Genomic DNA, 19,949 nt, shown 5'->3' with positions numbered 1-19,949 from the left:
CTCCTGCTCGGGGGCGTGGACATGTTCCTGTTCCGTCCGCGGGCACCCGGCGGATGCGGTGGTCACCGGGTCAGCGCACCGTGGTCCTCGGCCGCCGGGGAGGACGGCAGCGCCGCGGCAGCCCGTGCGATGTTGCGGGCCATGCCGCCGAACACGATCGCGTGGAACGGCGACACGCTCCACCAGTACGCGTGGCCGAGCAGTCCGCGGGGATGGAACAGCGCCCGCTGCCGGTAGTGCGCCCGGCCCCGCTCGTCCCGTTCCGCGTACATCTCCAGCCAGGCCAGGCCGGGCAGCCGCATCTCCGCGCGCAGCCGCAGCAGGCGGCCGGGTTCGATCTCCTCGACCCGCCAGAAGTCCAGCGAGTCGCCCACCCGCAGCCGGTCGGTGTCCCGGCGCCCGCGGCGCAGGCCCACCCCTCCCACCAGCCGGTCGAGCCAGCCCCGCACGGCCCACGCCAACGGGAACGAATACCAGCCGTGATCGCCGCCGATGCCCTCGACGACCTTCCACAGGGCCTCCGGCGAGGCCTCGACGTCGAGTTCCCGCACATCCGTGTACAGGCTGCCGCCGGCCCAGTCGGGGTCGGTGGGCAGCGGGTCGCTGGGCACGCCGGGCACCGACGCCGACGACCACCGGGTGGTGACCCGGGCCTCGCGCACCCGCTGGAGGGCCAGTCGCAGGGCCTTCTCGAACGTGAAGGGCTGCCCGGCCCGGTCGGGCACGTACCGCGCGATGTCGTGCTCCTGGCACACGACCTCGTACCGCAGCGACTCCGCGAGCGGCCGCGCGATCGATCTGGGGACGGGCGTGACCAGCCCGATCCAGTGGCTGGACAGCCGTGGTGTCAGCATCGGTACGGGCAGGATCAGCCGGTGCGGGAGCGCCGCGATCTCCGCGTACCGCTGCATCATCTCGCGGTACGTGATGACGTCGGGGCCGCCGATGTCGAACGTACGGTTCACGTCCCGGGGCATCCGGGCACTGCCCACGAGGTAGCGCAGCACGTCCCGGACCGCGATCGGCTGGATCCGGGTCGAGACCCAGCTCGGCGTCACCATGACCGGCAGCCGCTCCGTGAGATAGCGCAGCATCTCGAACGAGGCCGAACCGGATCCGATGATGACCGCGGCCCGCAGGGCCGTGGTCGGGACCCCGGAATCCAGCAGGATCCTGCCGACCTCGTCGCGCGAGCGCAGATGCGGCGAGAGTTCCCGCTCGGGTACGCCGGGCGGCGTGAGCCCGCCGAGATAGATGATCCGGCCGACGTCCGCCCGGACGGCCGCCCCGGCGAAGACCGTGGCCGCCCTGCGGTCCGTCTCCTCGAAGTCCGCACCGGTCGTCAGCGCGTGCACCAGGTAGTAGGCCACGTCGATGTCCGCCATCGCGGAGGCGACGGACTCCGCGTCGGTGACATCGCCCCGGACGATCTCGACGTCCGCGGCCCACGGGTAGTCCCGCAGTTTCCGGGGGGTGCGGACCATGCACCGCACCCGGTGCCCGGCCTCCAGGAGCTCGGGCACCAGCCGGCCCCCGATGTATCCGGTGGCCCCGGTCACCAGGCAGCGCAAGAGCTTCTCGGACTTCTCCGTGCTGTTCGTCCTCATGGGTTCTCCGCATCGGCCGGCCGGTTACCGCTCGCTTCACCGTGCCTCGTCGTCACGCATCACGCTCTCCGAGGCGTCCGGATGCGGCGGACGCATCCGCTCATGGTCACACTCGCGGGGTCCCGAGGCGCGCCGCGTCGGTTGTGCGTCGGTAACACGCTGCGCCTCGGCTGCCGCCGCGTCCCGGTTGCCCATCCGGCCGGTCAGGGCTCCGCGTCGCCGCCGGACAGCGAGCGCCGGATCCGGTGCAGCGCGCGGCGCACGTGGCTCTTGACCGTGCCGAGCGGGAGCCCCGTCAGTTCCGCGATGCGGGTCTGGGGGAGACCGTCGTAATAGGCCATGTGCAGGATGCGCCGCTGTACCTGGGGCAGCTTCCCCAGCTCCGTGCCGACCAGGACCCGGTCCAGCGCCGAGTCCGGCCCCCCGGCCGCGCCGGCCTCCAGGAGCCGCAGCCGCGCCGCCGTCGCGGCGGCCAGTTCGGCGCGGCGGGTACGGGCGGCGAGCGCGTCCGCGATCTTGCGCCGGGTGATGCCGACGAGCCAGCCGGGCAGCGGGCCGCGCTCCGGACGGTAGCCGAGCCTGCCGCGCCAGGCGGCCATGAAGACCTGCTGGGTGACGTCCTCCGCCTCCCGGCTGTCGCCCAGGGACCGGGCGGCCAGGGAGTGCACGAGCGCGCCCCACCTCCGGTAGGCGGCGGCGAAGCAGTCCTCGCTGCCGCGCACCAGGCCGGCGGCCAGCTCCTCGTCGGCGAGGTCCTGCGCGACGCACGGTCGCGGGTCCGGTCTGCCGGGCAGCGTGTCCTGCGGTGCGAGCGCGGTCATGGCCGTCCTTCCTCCGGGCGCCCCGGCCCAGGAGCCGCGTCTCGCGCCGCGGCCGGCCGGCGCCGTCCGGTCTGCTCTCCGGGCCTCCGTCGGGGGCCCTCGACCGGCAGCGTTCCAACAGCGATCCCGCCCGGACAAGCTGCGTCGATTCTGCGTCGTATGATCAAACGCATGGCGTCCTCCACGGAACGGGCCCAGGCCGGAACCACCGCCCAGGGCCAGACCACCGGCACAGTGGCACGCCGGCTCGGCGTCGCGCCGACGACACTCCGGACCTGGGACCGCCGCTACGGCATCGGCCCCGCCCGCAGGCAGGGCGGCAGGCACCGGCGGTGGACGGCCGAGGACATCGCCGTACTGGCACACATGTGCGATCTGACCGGCTCCGGCGTCCCCCCGGCGGAGGCCGCCCGCACGGCACTCAACGCGGCTCCCGGCGCTCGGACCCGGGCCGCCGCGCACCACCCGGTGCCCCCCGCACTCCCGCCGCGCCCGGCGTCCTCCCGCGCGGAGCCGGACGAGCTCGCACCGGACGCCGCGCGCCACGAACGCCGAGGGCTCATGAGTGCGGCACTCCGGCTGGACGCGCGGACCATCGACGACCGGCTGACCTCCGCGATCGGCCGGTACGGACCGGTGGCCGCCTGGGACCAGGTGATCATGCCGACGCTGCACGCGGTGGGGCGCAAATGGCAGACGTCCGGTGAGAAGTACGTCGAGGTCGAGCACCTGCTGTCCTGGCACGTCTCCAGTGCCCTGCGGCGGGTGACCGTACCGCAGGCCGCCGCCGCCGACGACGGGACCGGCCTCGCCCTGCTGGCCTGCACACCGGGCGAGACGCACACGCTCCCCCTGGAGGCGCTGGCCGCCTGCCTCACCGAACGAGGCCTGGGCGTACGGATGTTCGGCGCGTCGGTGCCGGGCGAGGCGCTGACCGAGGCGGTCCGCAGGACCGGCCCGTCGGCCGTGGTGCTGTGGTCCCAGTCGCGGAACACGGCTGCCCGCCCGCTGGCGCACCACGTGGCATCCAGCGAACGGGGGGTACGGGGCGCCAGGACCCGTCCGGCCGTGCTGATCGCCGGGCCCGGCTGGGCGGGCCCCCCGATGCCGGGCACGCACCGGCCACGGGAGCTGGCCGAGGCGATCAGGATGCTCACCGGACTGTGCGCGCGGTAGGACGCGCCGCCCACCGCCTGCCGGGCGGATCCGCCCCGAGCTGGGAACATGCGCGATGAGCCCGGCACGGACCGAACCGGTCGCACGGGTCCGGCTCCATGCCGGGCCCCGGCCGCGGCCCCCAGCCCGTACGAAAGGCGAATCCCATGGCGAACCCAGCGGAGCCCCGGTCCGATGTCGTCGTGATCGGAGCGGGAGTGGCAGGCCTGGCCTGTGCGGCCGACCTGACCGCTGCCGGACTCTCCGTCCACCTCCTGGAGGCATCGGACGACGTGGGCGGCCGCATGCGTACCGACCGCCGGGACGGCTTCCTCCTCGACCGCGGGTTCCAGGTGTTCAACACGTCCTACCCGCAGGTCAGGAAGCGTCTGACCCTCCGTGATCTGCGGCTGCACCCCTTCACGCCGGGCATGCTCGTGCAGACCGGGACCGGCTCCACCGGCCGAGTCCGGTTCAGCGACCCGACCCGCCGCCCCGGTTCCGTCCGTGAACTGCTGCCCGGACGACTGGCCTCCGGCCGCGACCTGCTGGCGCTCGGGGTGCTCTCGGCCCGGGACATGCTCGGCCCGGTGAGCGCGATCAAGCGGCGCGCCGACCGCACGACGCGCACCGAACTGGCCGACGCGGGCATCTCCGAGGAGCTGGTGCGGACCCTGCTCCAGCCGTTCCTGTCGGGCGTCTTCCTGGAGGAGGAACTGGAGACCTCGTCCCGCGTCTTCCACCTCGTCTGGCGCAGCATGCTGCGCGGCACCCTCTGTCTGCCCGCAGCCGGCATCGGAGCCGTACCGGCGGCGCTCGCCGCGGCGCTGCCGCCGCGCACCCTGTCGGTGGACACCCCCGTGCACGGCCTCACCGACGACGGCGTGCTCTGCGAGGACGGTACGGAGCGTCCCGCGGCCGCCGTGGTGGTGGCGACGGGACCGGAACGGGCCGCGCGGCTGCTGCCCGGCCTGACGGTTCCGGAGACCCGCACCGTCACGACGTACTACCACGTGGCCCGTTCGTCCCCGTTGCGGGAACCGACCCTGCTCGTGGACAGCAGGCGCCGCTTCCTGAACACCGTGGTACTCAGCGAGGTCGTACCCGGCTGCGCACCCGTCGGGTACGCGCTGGTCTCGACATCGGTGACGGGCGCCGACGCGCCGGGCCGGGAAGCGCGGATCCGGCGGGATCTCGCGGACGTCCACGCCACCGACACCGCCGCCTGGGACCTGGTCGCCACCTACTCGGTGCCGGGAGCGCTGCCCGCCATGCCGCCCCCGTGGCCGTTGTCCCGCACCTCACGCGTCGGACCGGGCCGGTACGTGTGCGGAGACCACCGCGCGACCGGGTCGGTGCAGGGAGCACTCGCCTCCGGGGCACGTGCGGCCCGTGAGGTTCTCGCGGACCGGGGCTGACCGCGTGGCCACGGCTGTTCCGCCGTACGGGGGCCGGCTCCGCGGTGCCGAAGGGGCGCGCCGATTCCGGGACGGCTCCAACTGCCAGGTGTGGTACCACCGGACGGGGGCAACTGTCGCCCATGAGTGCAGAGGCTGAGAGCGGTACGCAGAGTGGTACGCGGAGCGGAACGCCGCGCAGAACATGGGGAAGCGTACTTCTGCAGGTGACCTTCCTGGTGCTGGCCTTCCTGGCCATGGTCGGTTTCTCCGTGGTACTGGCGAAGGTGACGCTGACCCCGTCGCCGGCCTCGGAGGAACTCGTGAAGTCGAATCTGCATCCCGGCCGTTCGCTGCGGCAGTACGCCGAGGACTACACGTTCCTCGCGGCGTGCAAGCAGGCGGGCGGAAACCTGGTGCTGGGCATGCCGTTCGGCGTGCTTCTGCCCATTCTGGTACCGCGCCGCCTGCGGATGATCCGGATGATCCTGCTGACCGTGCTGGTCATAGCGATCGTCGAACTGGTGCAGGGCGCGCTCGTCGCCGGGCGGGCCTTCGACGTCGATGACGTCATCCTCAACACCGCCGGAGCGCTCCTCGGCTATCTGCTGCTGGGCCGTCGCCTGAGCCACCGCTACCACGTGCTCGCGGCCGGACCGGAGCCGGTCCCGGAGCCGGCGGATGAACGCACGCGTACTGCCGGGCCGGCCGGGAGCGGCGCGCACGAGACGGAGACGCGCCGTCGGCCCTGGCAGGGGGCGTGGGCGAAGGCCACGGCACGGACGAAGCCGGCGACGACACCAGAGACGAAACCCTCGAAGCAACCGGCGGCGAAGGCCGGGGCGGACGCGAAGATCCCGCCCAAGCCCGTCGCGAAGCCCCTCGCAACGGCCAAGCCCAAGTCCGGTGCCACAACGGCCAAGCCCAAGTCCGCGGTGGCACGCGGCAGGACCCCGGGTGAGGACAAGGAGCGCACCGGCCCGGGCCGCGCGCTGCTGGACCGGTTCCGCGGTCGCTGACCGTCCGGGCCCGGTCGCTGACCGTCCGGGCCGGACCGGCGGGCACCCGATCGGCCCGTGACCGTTTGCGGGCCGGTTACCCGGGCCCGAGGGTGGGGGACGCGGAGTGCGCAGAGGGCGTACGCGATCACCTGCCGGAGGCGAGCGCCATGGCCGACGCCCAGTGGAGCCCGGGGCGAAGGGCGGGGGACGCGGATGAATTCCTGCCCGTGCTGGACCTCATCGAGCCCATCCGTCAGCGCCGGCTCACCGTCCTGCTCCGGCTGCTCCTGCTGATTCCGCATTTCGTCGTGCTGTTCTTCCTGGAGATCGCGGCCTTCTTCACCGCCGTGTTCGGCTGGTTCGCCGCGCTCGTGCTGGGCCGGCTGCCCGAGCCCGTCTTCCGCTTCCTCGCCGGAGTGCTCGGCTACCGAACGAGGGTCGCGGCGAGCGCGATGCTGCTGATCGACCGCTATCCGCCCTTCGCGCTGAACCCGCCGCCCGGCTATCCGGTTCAGATCGACGTCCGCCCGACGAGGCTGAACAGGCTGGCCGTCTTCTTCCGGCTGATCCTGGTCATCCCCGCCGCGATCGTGCAGAGCCTCGTCACGTCCGGCTGGTACGTCCTGGCGATCCTGTGGTGGCTGATCACGCTGATCCTGGGACGTATGCCCCGCCCCCTCTTCCAGGCCACGGCCGCCACGCTGCGCTACGAGATGCGCGTGTCCGCCTACATGTCGTTGCTCAGCCCCGCCTACCCCAAGCGTCTCTTCGGCGAGGACGCGCTCTCCGTGCCGGAGCGGCAGGGGCGCTCCGCCACCCGGCCGCTGGTCATGAGCGGCGGGGCCAAGGCGCTACTGGTGCTCTTCCTGGTCCTCGGGCTCGTGAGCGCCATCACGACCTCCGCCACCCGGCCATCCTCCGACGACACCGATGCGTGGATGCGGCAGCAGAACGGCCGCGTCGTGCACCCGTCAACAGACATGGCCGGGCGATGACATGGACAGCCACTGAAGCAGTGCGCACACGCGCCGCGGACGGCGAGGACGCGGACTTCGACCGTCTCGATCCGGCCACCGCCGCCGAGGACTGCGCCCGGCTGGTGGAGGGGCCCGGCTGGCCGACGAGGCCGTCGCCGGCGCCTCGTTCGACGACACCTTCACCCAGGACGGCGGGGTCCACCGCCCGCGCATGGTGCACAGCCATCTGATCAGCGAGTACACCCGCCAGATCGGCCACGCCGGCCCGGTGAGCGAGCGGCTGGACGGAGTCACAGGGGCGTGAGCGCAGGGCCGGCGCGGCCGGCCGTCTGTATCAAGGTACGGAATCGAGCGGAACCGCGGCGGAGGCGGAGTGAATCCGGACAGGCGGGTCACACGGTGAGTATGACTTCCACCGACTTACCGACAGACGCACCGGGCAAGTCCGACGGGCAAGCGGGCGACGGCCGTGGCAACGGCCCCCGCCGCGGCCGGCGATGGGGGAGGGCGGCCGCGGTCCTCGCGGTCGCCGTCGCGCTGCTTCTCCTCGGCACGCGGCTCAGTCTGCTCCCGGGGCTGGGTGACATCTTCGGCGAGAAGACCCATGACCGCTCCGGCCCCGCCGTGCTCAAGTCGATTCGCGACATGAGCAAGTACGAGGCGGCAGCGGGCAATTTCCAGGTAGTCGTCGATCTGGAGAAGGACACGAAGTTCCTCCCCGACGCGATCCGGGGCTCGCGCACGCTGTACGTGGGCGCGGGTACGGTCGGCGCCTCCGTGGACCTGGGTGACGTCGCCGAGAACGGAGTCGTCGTCAACGAGGACCGGACCACGGCCGAACTCCGCCTGCCGCACGCCGTGCTCGGGAAACCGGCCCTCGATCCCGACCGCTCCTACGCGGTGTCCAAGCAGCGCGGGCTCCTGGACCGGATCGGGGACTTCTTCTCCGACAATCCCGGCAGCGAGCAGGCGGTGAACAAGCTGGCGGCCCAGCACATCGGTGAGGCGGCGAAGGAGAGCGGGCTGACCCAGCGCGCCGAGAAGAACACCACCGCCATGCTCCAGGGGCTGCTCGGCTCGCTCGGCTTCGAGGAGGTCACGGTCCACTACGGTGACGCCCGAAAGTAGGACACGGCCACCGGGCGGGTCCGGCGCCGCCGCCCGGCTCCGGTCCCCGACTTCGCTCCCGGCCGGTACCTCGCCGGACTCCCCGCGGTGCGGCATCCCAACTCCCTTGGGATGCCGCACCCTTGACGGTTGCGCCTCGATGGGTATGGTCTAGTCCAAGTGCAGGGACGGCGCCGGACTTCCGCATTCCAGGGGTATGTCCGGTCATGGATCCTGCCGTTCCCTTCGCGCCTCTTGGCCCCACACCTGAGAGGCTGGACTGCCGCTACCGGGCCCCCCACGGCCCGCCCGCGTCGCAGCGACGCCTCATGTGAAGGAGAAGCATGCACGCGAAAAGGAAGACCGCCGTAGCCGTCGGTGCCGTACTCGCACCGGTACTCGCCCTGTCCCTCCCGGCGGGGCCGGCCAGCGCGCACGGCTACATCTCGTCACCGCCGAGCAGGCAGGCGCAGTGTGCCGCCGGTACGGTCAGCTGCGGTTCCATCACCTACGAGCCCCAGAGCGTGGAAGGCCCCAAGGGGCTGACCAGTTGCAGCGGCGGCAACAGCGCGTTCGCCGAACTCGACGACGACGCCAAGGGCTGGAAGGTCACTCCGGTGAGTTCCAGCACTGCGTTCCAGTGGGTGCTGACGGCACGTCACTCCACCAGCACCTGGCAGTACTTCGCGAGCGGCCAGAAGATCGCGGAGTTCAACGACAACGGCGCCCAGCCCGGCGCGACCGTCATCCACCAGGTCGATTTCGGCGGCCTCAAGGGCCGGCAGAAGGTCCTCGCGGTCTGGAACATCGCCGACACGGCCAACGCCTTCTACGCGTGCATCGACGTCAACGTCAGCTGACCCCGCACGCACCGCCCCGCCGCCCCGGAGGGCCGTGGCCGGCCACGGCGCCGCCTTCGGCGGGCCGGTAGGAGAAGGACCCCCGCCCGGTACCGGGCGGGGGTCCTTCTCGTGGCACAGCGGTCCCGCAGGGCCACCGCGATCCCGGCTCGCCCCGCCCCGGCGGCGGGACGGGGCGCCGGGCGGGCGGTACCCGGATGGCAGGGCCCGTCACCCGCATGCTGTACGGGCCGCGCCGATCCGGCCGGGCACGGCGACGCTGAGTCCGTCACCGCGTCCGCAGAAACGGGATCAGCATGCTCATATCGAACCCTCTGGGCCTCAGCCGCCCAGGTCCTTCCGGTGCATGGGCGCGTTGGCGTCGCGGATACGCCTTCGCGGCCGTCCTCGTCGTGGCGCTGAGCGCGGGAGCGGTGCCGGTCGCGGCGGCGGAGGCCGTACGCGCCGCACCGGGCCGGGACGGAGACGTCAGGGCCGCGACGGTGCTGGTGCCCGGTCCGCCCGGTCCGCCCGGCGCGTTCGGGCCGGACAGCGGCGAGGCCATCGGGCCGCTCGGCGCCCGGTACCGGGGCGCTGGTGCTCGCGGTGGCCGGAGGCGCCGCCGGGCTGGGGGTGTTCGCGGTCGGCGGCTTCGTCACCGCCGCCCGCGGGCGCGGCGGCTACGGACGCCGGCCCCACGGCTCACACCGGCCGACGCGACACGTCGGCCGCGCCCGGGATTCGGGGCGGCCGATACGGTTGAAGCGATGATGAGGAATTGCGGCCGATGAAGTGTCACGGCCGGATCGTCGAAGACGGGACAGACATCATGCCTCTGCAAGGTGAGTACGAGCCGAGCCCCTCCGAGTGGGTCCGGAACCAGGTCGAGCAGTACGAGAGTTCGGGCGGTACGGAAGGGACGACGATGCGGGACCTGCCCGTCATCATCCTGACCACCCGGGGAGCCAGGAGCGGGAAGATCCGCAAGACACCGCTCATGCGCGTCGAGCACAACGGGGTGTACGCGGTGGTCGCCTCGAAGGGCGGAGCCCCCGAGCACCCCGTCTGGTACTACAACCTCACCGCGGACCCGCGCGCCGAACTGCAGGACGGCCCGGTACGCCAGGACATGAACGTCCGCGAGGTGACCGGGGACGAGAAGGCGCTGTGGTGGGAGCGGGCCGTCGAGGCGTTCCCCGACTACGCCGACTACCAGAAGAAGACCGACCGGCAGATCCCGGTCTTCGTCCTGGAACCGGCGGAGACCGGCCACTGACCGGCCCGGCACGGGTACGAGAACGGGGCGCGGCCGTACCGCTGAGCGCGCCCCGGAGGCCCCACCGGTTCCCTCCGGGACTGTGGGGCCTCCGGCCGTCTCTCCGGTCCTCACGCCGGGCCGGGGACACCTGCCCCGCGGCCCCGTGCGCAACGGCGGACACACGGCGGGCGATGAGCTGCTACGGGGCACCCGGCGCGGCGGGATACTCTCCAGCACGGCCCCTTGAGGTGCGGGGCCGAGTGGGAAGGATTCAGAACCTGATGACAGACAATGTCCGCCTGGTCGCGTTCGTCCGGGCGCGTCTCGACGAGGAAGAAGACGTCGCGCGTGCGGCCGGTGGTGAGGCTTGGCGGTGTCCGGCCGAGGTGCCGGGCGAGATCCACGACCGCGCCGGCGCGATCGCGTTCAGTCTGCGGACGCACGGCTACAATCACCACATCGCCCGGCAGGATCCCGCGCGCACTCTCCAGCGCATCGAGACCAGCCGCGTGCTCCTGGACGAGTACGCGGAGGTGGCCGCGCTGGACACCGACCGCCCCGAGCGGGACTTCGCCTCGGGGCGCGCCTTCGGCCTGGGGTTCGTGGTCCGGCAGATGGCCGCCGAGCACGCGGGACACCCGGACTACCAGGTGAAGTGGCTGCCGCGGTTCACCCAGTAGCGACGCGGCCGGGCCGCCGCGGCGCTCTTGCCCGGCCGCCCACCGGCCCCGGTGACCACCGCACCCGCGGACGGCGGCCGACGGGGACCTCACCGGGATGCTCAGAGGGCATTCATGCCGCCGTCGCCCTTCGTGCTCACCTGATCACTTCGCTCCTGGAGCCGGCGCGCCTTGTCCTTGAGGCGCTCCCGCTCATGTGGATCGGAGGCCCGCTCGGCGGCCTCCTGCATTTCCTGCGCCTTGGCGCGAATACGCTCGGCGCGGCCTCCGGATTCGTCCGCAACACTCATGATCACTCCTGGATCTCGGGGGAGAGCCGACGCCCCCAGCGAATCAGCGCTCCCGCGCACCTGCATCTCGAACGGTGACCGACTGCTACGAATGCGCCGCGAGGTGGTCGGGACGCCCGCCGAGGTGGCGTAGGGTGGGGATCACAACGACGCGGGGTGGAGCAGCTCGGTAGCTCGCTGGGCTCATAACCCAGAGGTCGCAGGTTCAAATCCTGTCCCCGCTACTTTCGCAGCAGGGCCCGGAACCACAAGGTTCCGGGCCCTGCTGGTTTCCTCCGGCCGGTCCGGGGCGGGGACCCACCGCCTCTCACCCCCGGGGCCGCTCCTGGCCCTGCGGGACCGGAGCGCTCCCGGCCGCAGCGGTGCTGATGACCTGGTCCAGGACGTCGCGCGAGCGGAGCAGGTCGTTGACGGTGCGGTCGATCCGGTCCCGCTCGGTGGTGAGTTCGGCGACCAGCGCCGGGGTGGCGTTGGCGGCCGGGCCCCCGTCGTCGTCCCGCATACAGGGCAGGATCCGCCCGATCGCTGAGCTGTGGAGCCCTGCCGCGTAGAGCTCCTGGATGCGGATGACGCGATCGACGGCATATGGGGAGAAGTCCCGGTGGCCGCCGGGCGTCCGGCTGGACGCGAGCAGTCCCCGCTCCTCGTAATAACGCAGCGACCGCTCGCTGACACCTGTGCGTGAAGCCAGTTCTCCGATACGCACTTCCCACCCCGCGACTTGAACCTGACATCAATGTCAGGTTCTACGTTACCGGCATGACGAACACACAGCAGGCCCCCGCCGTATCCCGGCTGTTCGAGCCCGCCCGCCTCGGCCCCCTGGAGCTGTCCAGCCGGCTCGTCATGGCACCGCTGAGCCGTAACCGGGCCGGGGCCGACGGGGTTCCCGGCGAGCTGATGGCGACCCACTACGCGCAGCGCGCCTCGGCCGGCCTCATCATCGCGGAGGGCACGACGCCGAACCCCGTCGGCCAGACCTACCCCCACATCCCCGGCATCCACAGCTCCACCCAGATCGCCGGCTGGCGCCGTGTCACCGACGCGGTGCGCGCGGCTTCCGGCACCCGGATGTTCCTCCAGTTGCAGCACGGCGGCCGGGTCGGCCACCCCGACACCAGCGGCCACATCCCGCTCGCCCCCTCCGCCGTACGGTTCCCGGAAGCGCTGCACACCCCCAGCGGACCGCAGCGCGGTGTCGAACCCCGCGCGATGACCGTCCGCGACATCAGGTCCACCATCGCGGACTTCGCCACCGCCGCACGCAACGCCGTCGAGGCCGGGTTCGCCGGTGTGGAGGTGCATTCCGCCAACGGCCATCTGCTCCAGCAGTTCCTGGCGAAGAACACCAACCGCCGGACCGACGGCTGGGGCGGGCCGGCGGAGGGGCGGATCCGGTTCACCACCGAGGTGGTTCGGGCCGTGGCCGAAGCCATCGGCCCTGACCGGGTCGGCGTGCGGATCTCACCCGGAGTGGGCGTCAACAGTGTCGAGGAGGGTGACACGGAGGACATCTACCGGGCGCTGCTCCCCGCCCTCGCGCGCATCGACCCGGTCTATCTGCACCTGGTCTACGCCGACCCGGACAGCGCGCTCTTCGCCGGGATCCGCAAGGCCTGGCCCGGCACCCTGATGGCGAACCCGGTCCTCTCCCGCGAGGAGGGCGCGGCCGACGGCGGCAAGCGGCGGGGCGAGCGGCTGCTGGCCGAGGGCGCCGACCTGATCGCGCTGGGCCGGGGCTTCCTCGCCAACCCCGACTTCGTCGAGAGGCTGCGCACCGGCGCGCCCCTCAACGAGATCCGCCCGGAACTGCTGATGCACGTGCACGGGGCGGAGGGCTACAACGACTACCCCGCACTGGGCCGTCCGTGAACCACGCGCACCGGATGACGGCGGTTCGGCGCAGACGGGCGCGCCGGGGCAGCTGACGGGCAGCGCAGGTCGAGCCGCATCAGGACGCGGGGATGGCCGGCGAGCACCGAGGTGGTGTCGGCCGCGTGGGTGAACCCGGCACGCTCGAAGTTCTTCCGGATCCCGGCGTACGCCATCGTCAGGTCGACCCTGGCGTCGCCGTTGTCGAGCGGATACGCCTCGATCACCGGTGCTCCCTGGGCGCGGGCGAACTCCACCGCACCCGCGATGAGCGCGTGCGAGATCCCCTTCTTCCGGTGGCCGGGGCGCACCCGGACGCACCACAGGGACCAGACCGGCAGGTCGTCGACGTGCGGGATCTTGCGGCTGCGCGCGAAGGAGGTGTCCGAGCGGGGAGCCACGGCGGCCCAGCCGACCGGCTCCCCGCCGTCGTAGGCCAGCACCCCCGGAGGGGGCTGCTTACGGCACAGCTCGGCCACGTACTCACTCCGGGCCGGACCCCGCAGCTCGTTGCTCAGCTTCGCGGGGATGCGGTGGCTGAGACACCAACAGACGGTGGAAGCAAGTGACTTCGGGCCGAGCAGAGTGCGGGTGTCCTCGAAGACCGAAGCCGGGCGAACCTCAATAGTCATGCGCACACCCTGCCACGGGCCGCACGAAGACGCGGGTAGGTGTCGAGGAGGTCAGCGGGGCCGGTGCGCGCCCGGTGTGTGCCCGAAGGCGCGGCGGAAGACATCGATGAACGCGCTGGCTGACGACCAGCCGCACGTGTGGGCCACGGTGGTCACCGGGATGTTCTCGGCGAGCAGGACCAGCGCGTGGTACAGGCGCAGTTGGGTGCGCCACTGCGTGAACGTCATGCCGAGATCGGCCTTGAACAGGCGGGAGAGCGTGCGGTCGCTGGCGCCGGCCTCCCTGCCCAGTGCGGCCAGCGTGCGGTCGTCGGCCGGATTCGTGCGCAGGATCTCGCACACCGCCCGCAGTTGAGGGGCGGTCGGAGTGGGCAGGTGCAGGGGCTCCTGGGGCGAGGCCCGCAACTGGTCGAGCAGCACGGCCCGCAGCCTGCCGCGCTCGGGCCCGTCGTGGTACGGGATACGCGTGTGGGCGAGGATCAGCTCACGAAGGAGGGGACCGACCGCCAGCACGGTCGGCTCGTCCAGGCCGAGCGGGTTGTCACCCGCGTCCAGACCGACCAGGTGCAGTTCCAGTTCGCCATGGGCCTGGTGGGCGTGCACGGTGCCGGCCGGTACCCAGATGGCACGCGTGCCCGGTGCGATCCAGGTGCCCTTGCCGGTCGTCACGGCCAGTACTCCCCGGCCCGCGTAGACGATCTGGTGGCCGTCGTGGCGGTGGGCGTCGATGGCCGCTCCGGACGCCAGCCACAGGGTGCGGGTCGGAGCCACGGGCTCGTGGCGGATTTCCGTCATTGCTTGGCAGTATATCGGAAGCGCGTCATGTCCTCCGGCGATGAACATGGCGATGTGCCAAGAAACAGGACCATCCTCATGCTGTCGGTCGGCCACGCCTGCGTGGACATCTACCAGGGCGCCGTCGCGTCGCTCGTGCCGTTCTTCGTCGCCGAACGCGCCTACAGCTACGCGGCGGTCTCGGGGGTCGTGCTCGCCGCGTCCCTGCTGTCGTCGGTGGCCCAGCCGGTGTTCGGACTGCTCACCGACCGCTGGGCGATGCCCTGGCTGCTGCCGGTGAGCACGATCCTCGGCGGGCTGGGCATCGCCCTGAGCTGTGTGAGCGGTTCCTATGCCCTGACGCTGACGTTCGTGGCCGTGTCCGGTGTCGGCGTCGCCGCCTACCATCCCGAGTCCGCCCGCGTCGCGCGGCTCGTCAGCCGGGGCAGCCATACCGCGATGGGCTGGTTCTCGGTCGGCGGCAACCTCGGCTTCGCCGCCGCCCCGCTCATGGTCACCGCGGTCGCCGCTTCCGGCGGCCTGCGCCTGGCACCGCTGTTCGTGGTGCCGGCTCTGGTCGGCAGCGTGCTGTGCCTGCCCGTCCTGCGGGCGCTGGAGAGGACGGCACGGGACGGCTCCGGCAGCGCGGCGGCCGGGGCCGATGCCGACGACAGGGCGTCGTTCGTGAAGCTGTCGCTGGCCGTGGTCTGCCGGTCCATCGCCTTCATCGGCCTGAGCACCTTCATCTCGCTCTACGTCAAGCAGCGCCTCGGCGGCAGCACCTCGGCCGGCACCGCGGCGCTGTTCGTGCTCTATCTCGGCGGCGCGGTGGGCTCGGTGCTGGGCGGCAGTCTGGCCAACCGCTGGGACCGGGTCGTGGTCGCCCGCTGGTCGTACCTCGTCTCGGTGGCCGCCGTCGCGGGGGTCGTGTACGTACCCGGCCCGGCGGTCTACATATGCGTGGTGCTGACCTCCGCCGGTCTGTACGTCCCCTTCTCGCTCCAGGTCACGCTCGGCCAGGACTACCTGCCCACCCGCGTCGGCACCGCGAGCGGGATCACCCTCGGGCTGACCGTCAGCATCGGCGGCCTGGCCAGCCCCCTCATCGGCGGTATCGCCGACGCGACCTCCCTCCGTACCGCCCTGACACCACTGATCCTGATGCCCGCCCTGAGCTGGCTGCTGTTCCGCACACTGCCCGAGCCCACCGCGCCGAAGCTGACCGCTGCGAAGCCTGCGGCGGCGCGGCCGGCCGGTCCTCCTGTCCGGCGAGGGGCCTCCTGATCAGGAGCGGCGCCGGCTCCCGGCGCCCTGCCGGTCACCGGTGAAGCGGGACGGCGGCTGGCCGAAGGTGCGGGTGAAGGCGGCGGTGAACGCGGCGGGGGAGGCGTAGCCGAGCCTGCCGCCGACCTCGCTCACCGACGCGGTCCGCAACAGCGCGACGGCCGCGAGCAGCCGGGCGCGCGCCCGCCAGACAGCGGGGCTGTCGCCCGTCTCGGAACGGAAGCGCCGGGTGAAGGCCCGTTCGCTCATGGCCGTCCGCGCCGCCCACGCGGTGTTGGTGACCGTCGCGTCAGGGGCGGCCAGATACTCGCGGCAGAGGCTCGCGAGGTCGGCGGATGCGGGGATCCCGACGTGGAACGGCAGGGGGGCGCGCTCGGCGATCTCGTGGAGGAGGAGCGCGGCGACGGCCCCCTCCCGTCCGGACAGCGCGTAATCCCTCTCGAACCCGACCGCGGCCAGGAGCAGTTCGCGCAGCAGCGCGGAGACGTCCACGACCGTGCAGGTCACCGGCCACCAGGGGACCGCGGCCGGCTCGATGTACAGGCTTCTGGTACTCACTCCCAGCATGCGGACCCGGTGCCGGGTGGCTGCCGGGATCAGAACGGCGCGTTCCGGCGGAACGGTCCAGGTGCCGTCGGCGGTGTCGACGACCATCACCCCGGTGGCGCCGTAGAGGAACTGCGCGCGCCGGTGTTCGTGCCAGTCCAGTACGTGACCGGGCGGGTAGTCCGTGCCGATCGGCAGGACGGCCCGGTCGATGTGGTCCACGTCGGCCAGGGGAACGTTCTTCACCGTTCCAGCCTTCCACGCCGCTGGCCGAAACGCGAAGGAACGGTGCCGGTCATCGAATGCGAGCAGCCCGCCCGCGCTGATGGAGTGGTGCCCATGGACGTGGTGGCATTGGCAGGGATCGGACTCCTCACGGGGCTGACGACGGTGTTGTTCGGATTCGGCGGCGGATTCGTCGCGGTGCCGGTCGTGGTGTGGGCGGACGCCGCACTCGGTGGGGACGCGATGCGGGTGGCGACGGCCACCTCCGCGCTGGTGATGGTGGTGAACGCGGGCTTCGCGACGGCCGTCACACCCCGGCAGGTGCTCCGCGCACTCCGCGGCAGCGGCGCGCTGCTCCTCCTCCTGGCGGCCGGCGCCTCGGCCGGAGCCGCTGCCGCTACGCTCGCCCCGGCCGGTCCGGCGCGCTGGGCCTTCGTCGGGTACGTCGCCCTGACCATCGTCGACCTGCTGCTGCGCCCGGGATTCCTGCGCCCGCGCCCGCGGGCCGAGGAGGTCCCCGGCACTCCGCGCCCGCTGCCCGCGCTCCTGGGCGCGCCGGTCGGCGCGGTCGCGGCCTTCCTGGGCGTGGGCGGCAGCGTGATGACCGTCCCCGCGATGCGGCGCGCCGGGCACCCGATGCGGGTGGCGACCGCCCTGGCCAACCCGCTCACCCTCGCCATCGCGCTCCCGGCCACCGCGGTGTCGCTGTGCGGCGCCTCGGTCCCCGCCGCCGCGGAGGCGCACGCGCACCTGGCCGGTCTCGTCGACCTCCGCGCCGCCTCCGCGCTGCTTCTCGGGGCTCTGCCGGTGATCGCGGTGCTGCGCCGGCGCCCGCCTCGGATCGCCGACCGTACCCATGCCTGGGCGTATGTCGGACTGCTGGCCACGGTGATGGTGGCGATGCCGCTCGCGGCGTAGGGCCGGGGGTCCGGCCGGGACGCCACACTAGGATGCCGCAATGCGTGTACACGGCAACGGCGATGCCTCCGCCCTTCTGGTCAACGGCACCGTCGGCGTGGGCAAGACGACCGTCGCCGAGGCAGTGGGTGACCTCCTCGCCGACGCCGGGATCTCCCACGCGGTGCTCGACCTCGACAGCCTGAGACAGTCGTGGCCCGCGCTGCCCGGTGACCGCTTCAACTTCGGCCTGCTGCTGCGGAACGTGCGGAGCGTCGCCGCCAACTATCTCGACGCGGGCGCGACCCGTCTCGTGCTCGCGGGTGTGATCGAGCAGCCCGACGAGCGCCGACGACTGGCCGAGGCCGTGGGCGCCGGACTCACGGTGTGCCGGCTCAGGGCCGATCCCGCTGTCCTTCGTGGGCGTCTGACCCGCCGCCACGACGGCGAACCCGAAGCACTGCGATGGCATCTGGACCGGTGCGGCGAACTGGACGCCATCCTCGACCGTTCGACGGTCGACGACTTCACCGTCGACACGACCACGGGTTCGGTCACCGGCATCGCCGCATCGGTCATCGAGCAGGCAGGCTGGCTGTGACCGGCTGACCGGGGCAGGGCTGCTCCCACCGGGCGGGCAGCCCAGCCCGGCCCGCGGCTGGTGATGGGCCGTCAGCTTCCGCCGGCGGCCGCGGCCGTCGGGACGGACCCTGGCCTCGCGCCGCAGTGACGTACGCGAAGGGCAGACGGGGTCACTCCCCGTTCGTGGGGCGGCCCGACTCACCGTGGAACTCCTGTGAGAACCGCTCCCCACTCGCATCACGCCCGGCGGAACCAGGCAGTCACGACCACTCGGTGGTCACTGTGATCAGGACCGTCGCCGCGTAGGCGACAACGGCTCCCGCAAGGCAAAGCCCACTGCTCGCCGCCTACGGAACCGGCCCCGGGCGCCGCTGCTTCGCCTCGTCGAGCGGATCGCCCGCCGGTCACAAGGACTGATCAGGCGGTGCGGGCCCGGCCCGGCGGCCAGGGCGTGGAAAGGATCGGCACGATGTCGTACTGGTAGCACGGCGTTGTGAAGCATTGCTTGGGCGCCGGGACGCAGACGGAGCCGAGAGGCGCGAGGACGGTGGCGCACGGGTTCGCCCGGTGTGCCGCGGAGCCCTCCACGGCGTCTGCGGGACCGGTCAGTGTGAGGGACAGGGCGGCGAGGGCGACCGGCGCCCCGGCGCGCAGCAGGTTCGTGAGCATGGGCAACAGACATAGCCGCTCCGCCGCCCCCGGGGAAGGTTATGGAGGCCACGTCACCCGTCCGGGGCCCGGAGCCTCCCGTTCGGATCAGGCCGCGCGGCGGCCCGTGTGCAGCGGGGTGCCTCCGGCGAGGCCCTCCGGGTCCAGCGCCAGTGACAGGGCGGCGGTGGCTCCGACGTCCGCCAGGCTGTCTGCGTCGGGCAGGAGTTCCACGCCGTCCGCGCCGGGCCGGTGGATCAGCACCGGGACGTACTCCCGGGTGTGGTGCGCGTGGCCGATCGTGGGGTCGTTGCCGTGGTCGCCGGTGACGATCAGCCGGTCGCCCGGGTCCGCGAGCAGTGCCACGAGCCCGGCCAGCCCGGCGTCCACCTGTTCCAGCAGTTGCCCGTACCGCTCGGTGTCCTGCTGATGGCCCGCCAGGTCCGTCTCCTGGACGTTCGCGACCACCAGGGCGTCGCCCTCCGCGCGTACCGCGTCCAGGGTGTGCGAGAGCACGTCGGCCGTGGCGACGGCCGGATGACGGATCGCCGCCCCGCACACCAGGATGTCGGCGGCCTTGCCCACCAGGGTGACCGGGATCCCGGCCCGAGCCGCCAGCTCGGGGAGCTGGCGGGTGTGGTCGAGCGGGGCGCCCAGGTGCTGCACCTGGAGGCCGCCGTTGCGGTAGAAGCCGGTGGCCGGAGTGTCCAGCCCGACCGTCTCCCCGTCGCCGGGGCGGACGAAGTCGCGGAGCGGTCCGTCCGCGTGGCCGCCGACCGCGATGACCCGCGCGACCGGGGCCACGGCGCGCACGGTACGGGCGATGGCGAGGATGCCGCCGGGCCCGTCGAACGGGAGGTCGTCGAGGCGGCCGGAGGCGTTCCAGTTGATTCCCGGATCGGCCTCCAGGTTGTCGTGGACCAGGACCGCCCCGTCGACGACGAGCAGCGGTTTGCCGTCCAGGCGTTCGACCCGGTGACCGGCGGCCGTGAGAGCGCCGGACACCTCGTCGAGGTGGTCGGCGAGCCGGGCCACCGTCACCCGGCTGAAGTCGGCGCCCATCATGGTCTGGTGTCCCGCGAAGGTGTCCGCGCCCGGGTAGCCGAGCGCGGCCCTGCCCGCGGCGACGGGCAGATGGGTGCGGCGCGCCAGGTCCGGGTGCGGGTGGACCAGCCCGAGCCCCAGCGCCCCGAGCACCGGCAGGCGCAACGGCCGCCCGAAAGCGGCCCGGCAGTGGTCGAGTACGTGAGCGCAGGTGTCGGCGGTGAGGTCGCCGGGGCGCAGGGTGCCCGCGTCGGGCATGGCGCCGACGCCGAATCCGTCGATGACGACGATGACGGTCTTGGCCATGAGGTGC

21 protein-coding genes and 1 tRNA gene are annotated in these 19,949 nt (G+C 72.6%); 13 read left to right on the top strand and 9 right to left on the bottom strand.

Features of this window, described 5'->3' with window-relative positions; all coding sequences use genetic code 11:
- Positions 1-62: 62 nt before the first annotated feature.
- Positions 63-1,607, bottom strand: coding sequence for an SDR family oxidoreductase (locus ACIP89_RS22135; RefSeq protein WP_402116297.1), 1,545 nt, complete (start codon positions 1,605-1,607; stop codon positions 63-65).
- A 203-nt stretch (positions 1,608-1,810) separates the two neighbouring features.
- Complete coding sequence (locus ACIP89_RS22130; protein ID WP_402116295.1) at positions 1,811-2,428, bottom strand: sigma-70 family RNA polymerase sigma factor; 618 nt, start codon at positions 2,426-2,428, stop codon at positions 1,811-1,813.
- Positions 2,429-2,599: 171 nt separating this feature from the next.
- Here ACIP89_RS22130 and ACIP89_RS22125 point away from each other — a divergent pair, with 171 nt between their 5' ends.
- The 8 genes from ACIP89_RS22125 (at position 2,600) to ACIP89_RS22090 (ending at position 10,842) form a co-directional block, all read left to right on the top strand.
- Positions 2,600-3,604: a MerR family transcriptional regulator gene (locus ACIP89_RS22125; protein WP_402116294.1), complete on the top strand. Its 1,005-nt coding sequence runs from the start codon at positions 2,600-2,602 to the stop codon at positions 3,602-3,604.
- 146 nt (positions 3,605-3,750) lie between these two features.
- Positions 3,751-5,001 (top strand): NAD(P)/FAD-dependent oxidoreductase, encoded by a 1,251-nt coding sequence (locus ACIP89_RS22120; protein ID WP_402116293.1) that lies wholly within the window; start codon positions 3,751-3,753, stop codon positions 4,999-5,001.
- 206 nt (positions 5,002-5,207) lie between these two features.
- Complete coding sequence (locus ACIP89_RS22115) at positions 5,208-5,999, top strand: VanZ family protein (protein ID WP_402116291.1); 792 nt, start codon at positions 5,208-5,210, stop codon at positions 5,997-5,999.
- A gap of 149 nt (positions 6,000-6,148) precedes the next feature.
- Positions 6,149-6,976, top strand: coding sequence for a DUF4389 domain-containing protein (locus ACIP89_RS22110; protein WP_401929072.1), 828 nt, complete (start codon positions 6,149-6,151; stop codon positions 6,974-6,976).
- 387 nt (positions 6,977-7,363) lie between these two features.
- A complete protein-coding gene (locus ACIP89_RS22105) occupies positions 7,364-8,086 on the top strand; it encodes a DUF4230 domain-containing protein (RefSeq protein WP_401928454.1) in 723 nt (240 codons plus the stop codon).
- 323 nt (positions 8,087-8,409) lie between these two features.
- Complete coding sequence (locus ACIP89_RS22100) at positions 8,410-8,925, top strand: lytic polysaccharide monooxygenase auxiliary activity family 9 protein (RefSeq protein WP_402116289.1); 516 nt, start codon at positions 8,410-8,412, stop codon at positions 8,923-8,925.
- A gap of 808 nt (positions 8,926-9,733) precedes the next feature.
- Complete coding sequence (locus ACIP89_RS22095) at positions 9,734-10,180, top strand: nitroreductase family deazaflavin-dependent oxidoreductase (protein ID WP_401928461.1); 447 nt, start codon at positions 9,734-9,736, stop codon at positions 10,178-10,180.
- A 263-nt stretch (positions 10,181-10,443) separates the two neighbouring features.
- Positions 10,444-10,842, top strand: a complete 399-nt coding sequence (locus ACIP89_RS22090) for a DUF6221 family protein (protein ID WP_401928464.1) — start codon at positions 10,444-10,446, stop codon at positions 10,840-10,842.
- A 101-nt stretch (positions 10,843-10,943) separates the two neighbouring features.
- On the opposite strand, the gene ACIP89_RS22085 is transcribed toward ACIP89_RS22090, so the two are convergent.
- A complete protein-coding gene (locus tag ACIP89_RS22085) occupies positions 10,944-11,132 on the bottom strand; it encodes a DUF6381 family protein (RefSeq protein WP_401928466.1) in 189 nt (62 codons plus the stop codon).
- Between the two features lie 150 nt (positions 11,133-11,282).
- Here ACIP89_RS22085 and ACIP89_RS22080 point away from each other — a divergent pair.
- Positions 11,283-11,356, top strand: a tRNA-Met gene (locus tag ACIP89_RS22080).
- An 83-nt stretch (positions 11,357-11,439) separates the two neighbouring features.
- Here ACIP89_RS22080 and ACIP89_RS22075 read toward each other — a convergent pair.
- Positions 11,440-11,838 (bottom strand): MerR family transcriptional regulator, encoded by a 399-nt coding sequence (locus ACIP89_RS22075; protein WP_402116288.1) that lies wholly within the window; start codon positions 11,836-11,838, stop codon positions 11,440-11,442.
- Between the two features lie 53 nt (positions 11,839-11,891).
- Here ACIP89_RS22075 and ACIP89_RS22070 point away from each other — a divergent pair, with 53 nt between their 5' ends.
- Positions 11,892-13,004: an alkene reductase gene (locus ACIP89_RS22070; protein ID WP_401929061.1), complete on the top strand. Its 1,113-nt coding sequence runs from the start codon at positions 11,892-11,894 to the stop codon at positions 13,002-13,004.
- Here ACIP89_RS22070 and ACIP89_RS22065 read toward each other — a convergent pair.
- On the bottom strand, positions 12,980-13,636 hold the full coding sequence (locus ACIP89_RS22065; protein WP_402116286.1) for a GNAT family N-acetyltransferase: 657 nt from the start codon (positions 13,634-13,636) through the stop codon (positions 12,980-12,982). The two genes, ACIP89_RS22070 and ACIP89_RS22065, sit on opposite strands and share 25 nt — an antisense overlap.
- A gap of 51 nt (positions 13,637-13,687) precedes the next feature.
- Entirely contained in the window at positions 13,688-14,431 is a 744-nt protein-coding gene (locus ACIP89_RS22060) for an AraC family transcriptional regulator (RefSeq protein ID WP_402116284.1), read from the bottom strand.
- 54 nt (positions 14,432-14,485) lie between these two features.
- Between ACIP89_RS22060 and ACIP89_RS22055 the strand changes: the two genes are divergently transcribed.
- Entirely contained in the window at positions 14,486-15,694 is a 1,209-nt protein-coding gene (locus ACIP89_RS22055) for an MFS transporter (protein WP_402116283.1), read from the top strand.
- Here ACIP89_RS22055 and ACIP89_RS22050 read toward each other — a convergent pair whose 3' ends face one another.
- Positions 15,695-16,486: an AraC family transcriptional regulator gene (locus ACIP89_RS22050; RefSeq protein WP_401928478.1), complete on the bottom strand. Its 792-nt coding sequence runs from the start codon at positions 16,484-16,486 to the stop codon at positions 15,695-15,697. It lies immediately after the preceding gene.
- 93 nt (positions 16,487-16,579) lie between these two features.
- Here ACIP89_RS22050 and ACIP89_RS22045 point away from each other — a divergent pair, with 93 nt between their 5' ends.
- The gene (locus ACIP89_RS22045) at positions 16,580-17,383 is read left to right on the top strand and encodes a sulfite exporter TauE/SafE family protein (protein ID WP_402116281.1); all 804 of its coding nucleotides are present in this window, start codon (positions 16,580-16,582) and stop codon (positions 17,381-17,383) included.
- 40 nt (positions 17,384-17,423) lie between these two features.
- A complete protein-coding gene (locus ACIP89_RS22040; RefSeq protein ID WP_402116279.1) occupies positions 17,424-17,963 on the top strand; it encodes an AAA family ATPase in 540 nt (179 codons plus the stop codon).
- A 398-nt stretch (positions 17,964-18,361) separates the two neighbouring features.
- Here the strand turns inward: ACIP89_RS22040 and ACIP89_RS22035 are convergent, their stop codons facing one another.
- Positions 18,362-18,613 (bottom strand): hypothetical protein, encoded by a 252-nt coding sequence (locus tag ACIP89_RS22035; protein WP_402116278.1) that lies wholly within the window; start codon positions 18,611-18,613, stop codon positions 18,362-18,364.
- An 87-nt stretch (positions 18,614-18,700) separates the two neighbouring features.
- Complete coding sequence (locus ACIP89_RS22030) at positions 18,701-19,942, bottom strand: phosphopentomutase (protein WP_402116277.1); 1,242 nt, start codon at positions 19,940-19,942, stop codon at positions 18,701-18,703.
- Positions 19,943-19,949 lie beyond the last annotated feature (7 nt).

This window comes from Streptomyces sp. NPDC088730 (genome assembly GCF_044751215.1).
Lineage (GTDB): Bacteria > Actinomycetota > Actinomycetes > Streptomycetales > Streptomycetaceae > Streptomyces.
This window is presented reverse-complemented; position numbering and strand designations above follow the sequence as displayed.

Excerpts from the sequence above, each read along its gene's own strand:
- ACIP89_RS22095 (WP_401928461.1), top strand. The coding sequence starts at position 9,734 with ATGCCTCTGCAAGGTGAGTACGAGCCGAGCCCCTCCGAGTGGGTCCGG.
- ACIP89_RS22030 (WP_402116277.1), bottom strand. The coding sequence starts at position 19,942 with ATGGCCAAGACCGTCATCGTCGTCATCGACGGATTCGGCGTCGGCGCC.
- ACIP89_RS22060 (WP_402116284.1), bottom strand. The coding sequence starts at position 14,431 with ATGACGGAAATCCGCCACGAGCCCGTGGCTCCGACCCGCACCCTGTGG.
- ACIP89_RS22070 (WP_401929061.1), top strand. The coding sequence starts at position 11,892 with ATGACGAACACACAGCAGGCCCCCGCCGTATCCCGGCTGTTCGAGCCC.
- ACIP89_RS22105 (WP_401928454.1), top strand. The coding sequence starts at position 7,364 with ATGACTTCCACCGACTTACCGACAGACGCACCGGGCAAGTCCGACGGG.
- ACIP89_RS22045 (WP_402116281.1), top strand. The coding sequence starts at position 16,580 with ATGGACGTGGTGGCATTGGCAGGGATCGGACTCCTCACGGGGCTGACG.
- ACIP89_RS22135 (WP_402116297.1), bottom strand. The coding sequence starts at position 1,607 with ATGAGGACGAACAGCACGGAGAAGTCCGAGAAGCTCTTGCGCTGCCTG.
- ACIP89_RS22110 (WP_401929072.1), top strand. The coding sequence starts at position 6,149 with ATGGCCGACGCCCAGTGGAGCCCGGGGCGAAGGGCGGGGGACGCGGAT.
- ACIP89_RS22065 (WP_402116286.1), bottom strand. The coding sequence starts at position 13,636 with ATGACTATTGAGGTTCGCCCGGCTTCGGTCTTCGAGGACACCCGCACT.
- ACIP89_RS22130 (WP_402116295.1), bottom strand. The coding sequence starts at position 2,428 with ATGACCGCGCTCGCACCGCAGGACACGCTGCCCGGCAGACCGGACCCG.
- ACIP89_RS22035 (WP_402116278.1), bottom strand. The coding sequence starts at position 18,613 with ATGCTCACGAACCTGCTGCGCGCCGGGGCGCCGGTCGCCCTCGCCGCC.
- ACIP89_RS22040 (WP_402116279.1), top strand. The coding sequence starts at position 17,424 with ATGCGTGTACACGGCAACGGCGATGCCTCCGCCCTTCTGGTCAACGGC.
- ACIP89_RS22120 (WP_402116293.1), top strand. The coding sequence starts at position 3,751 with ATGGCGAACCCAGCGGAGCCCCGGTCCGATGTCGTCGTGATCGGAGCG.
- ACIP89_RS22125 (WP_402116294.1), top strand. The coding sequence starts at position 2,600 with ATGGCGTCCTCCACGGAACGGGCCCAGGCCGGAACCACCGCCCAGGGC.
- ACIP89_RS22100 (WP_402116289.1), top strand. The coding sequence starts at position 8,410 with ATGCACGCGAAAAGGAAGACCGCCGTAGCCGTCGGTGCCGTACTCGCA.
- ACIP89_RS22085 (WP_401928466.1), bottom strand. The coding sequence starts at position 11,132 with ATGAGTGTTGCGGACGAATCCGGAGGCCGCGCCGAGCGTATTCGCGCC.
- ACIP89_RS22090 (WP_401928464.1), top strand. The coding sequence starts at position 10,444 with ATGACAGACAATGTCCGCCTGGTCGCGTTCGTCCGGGCGCGTCTCGAC.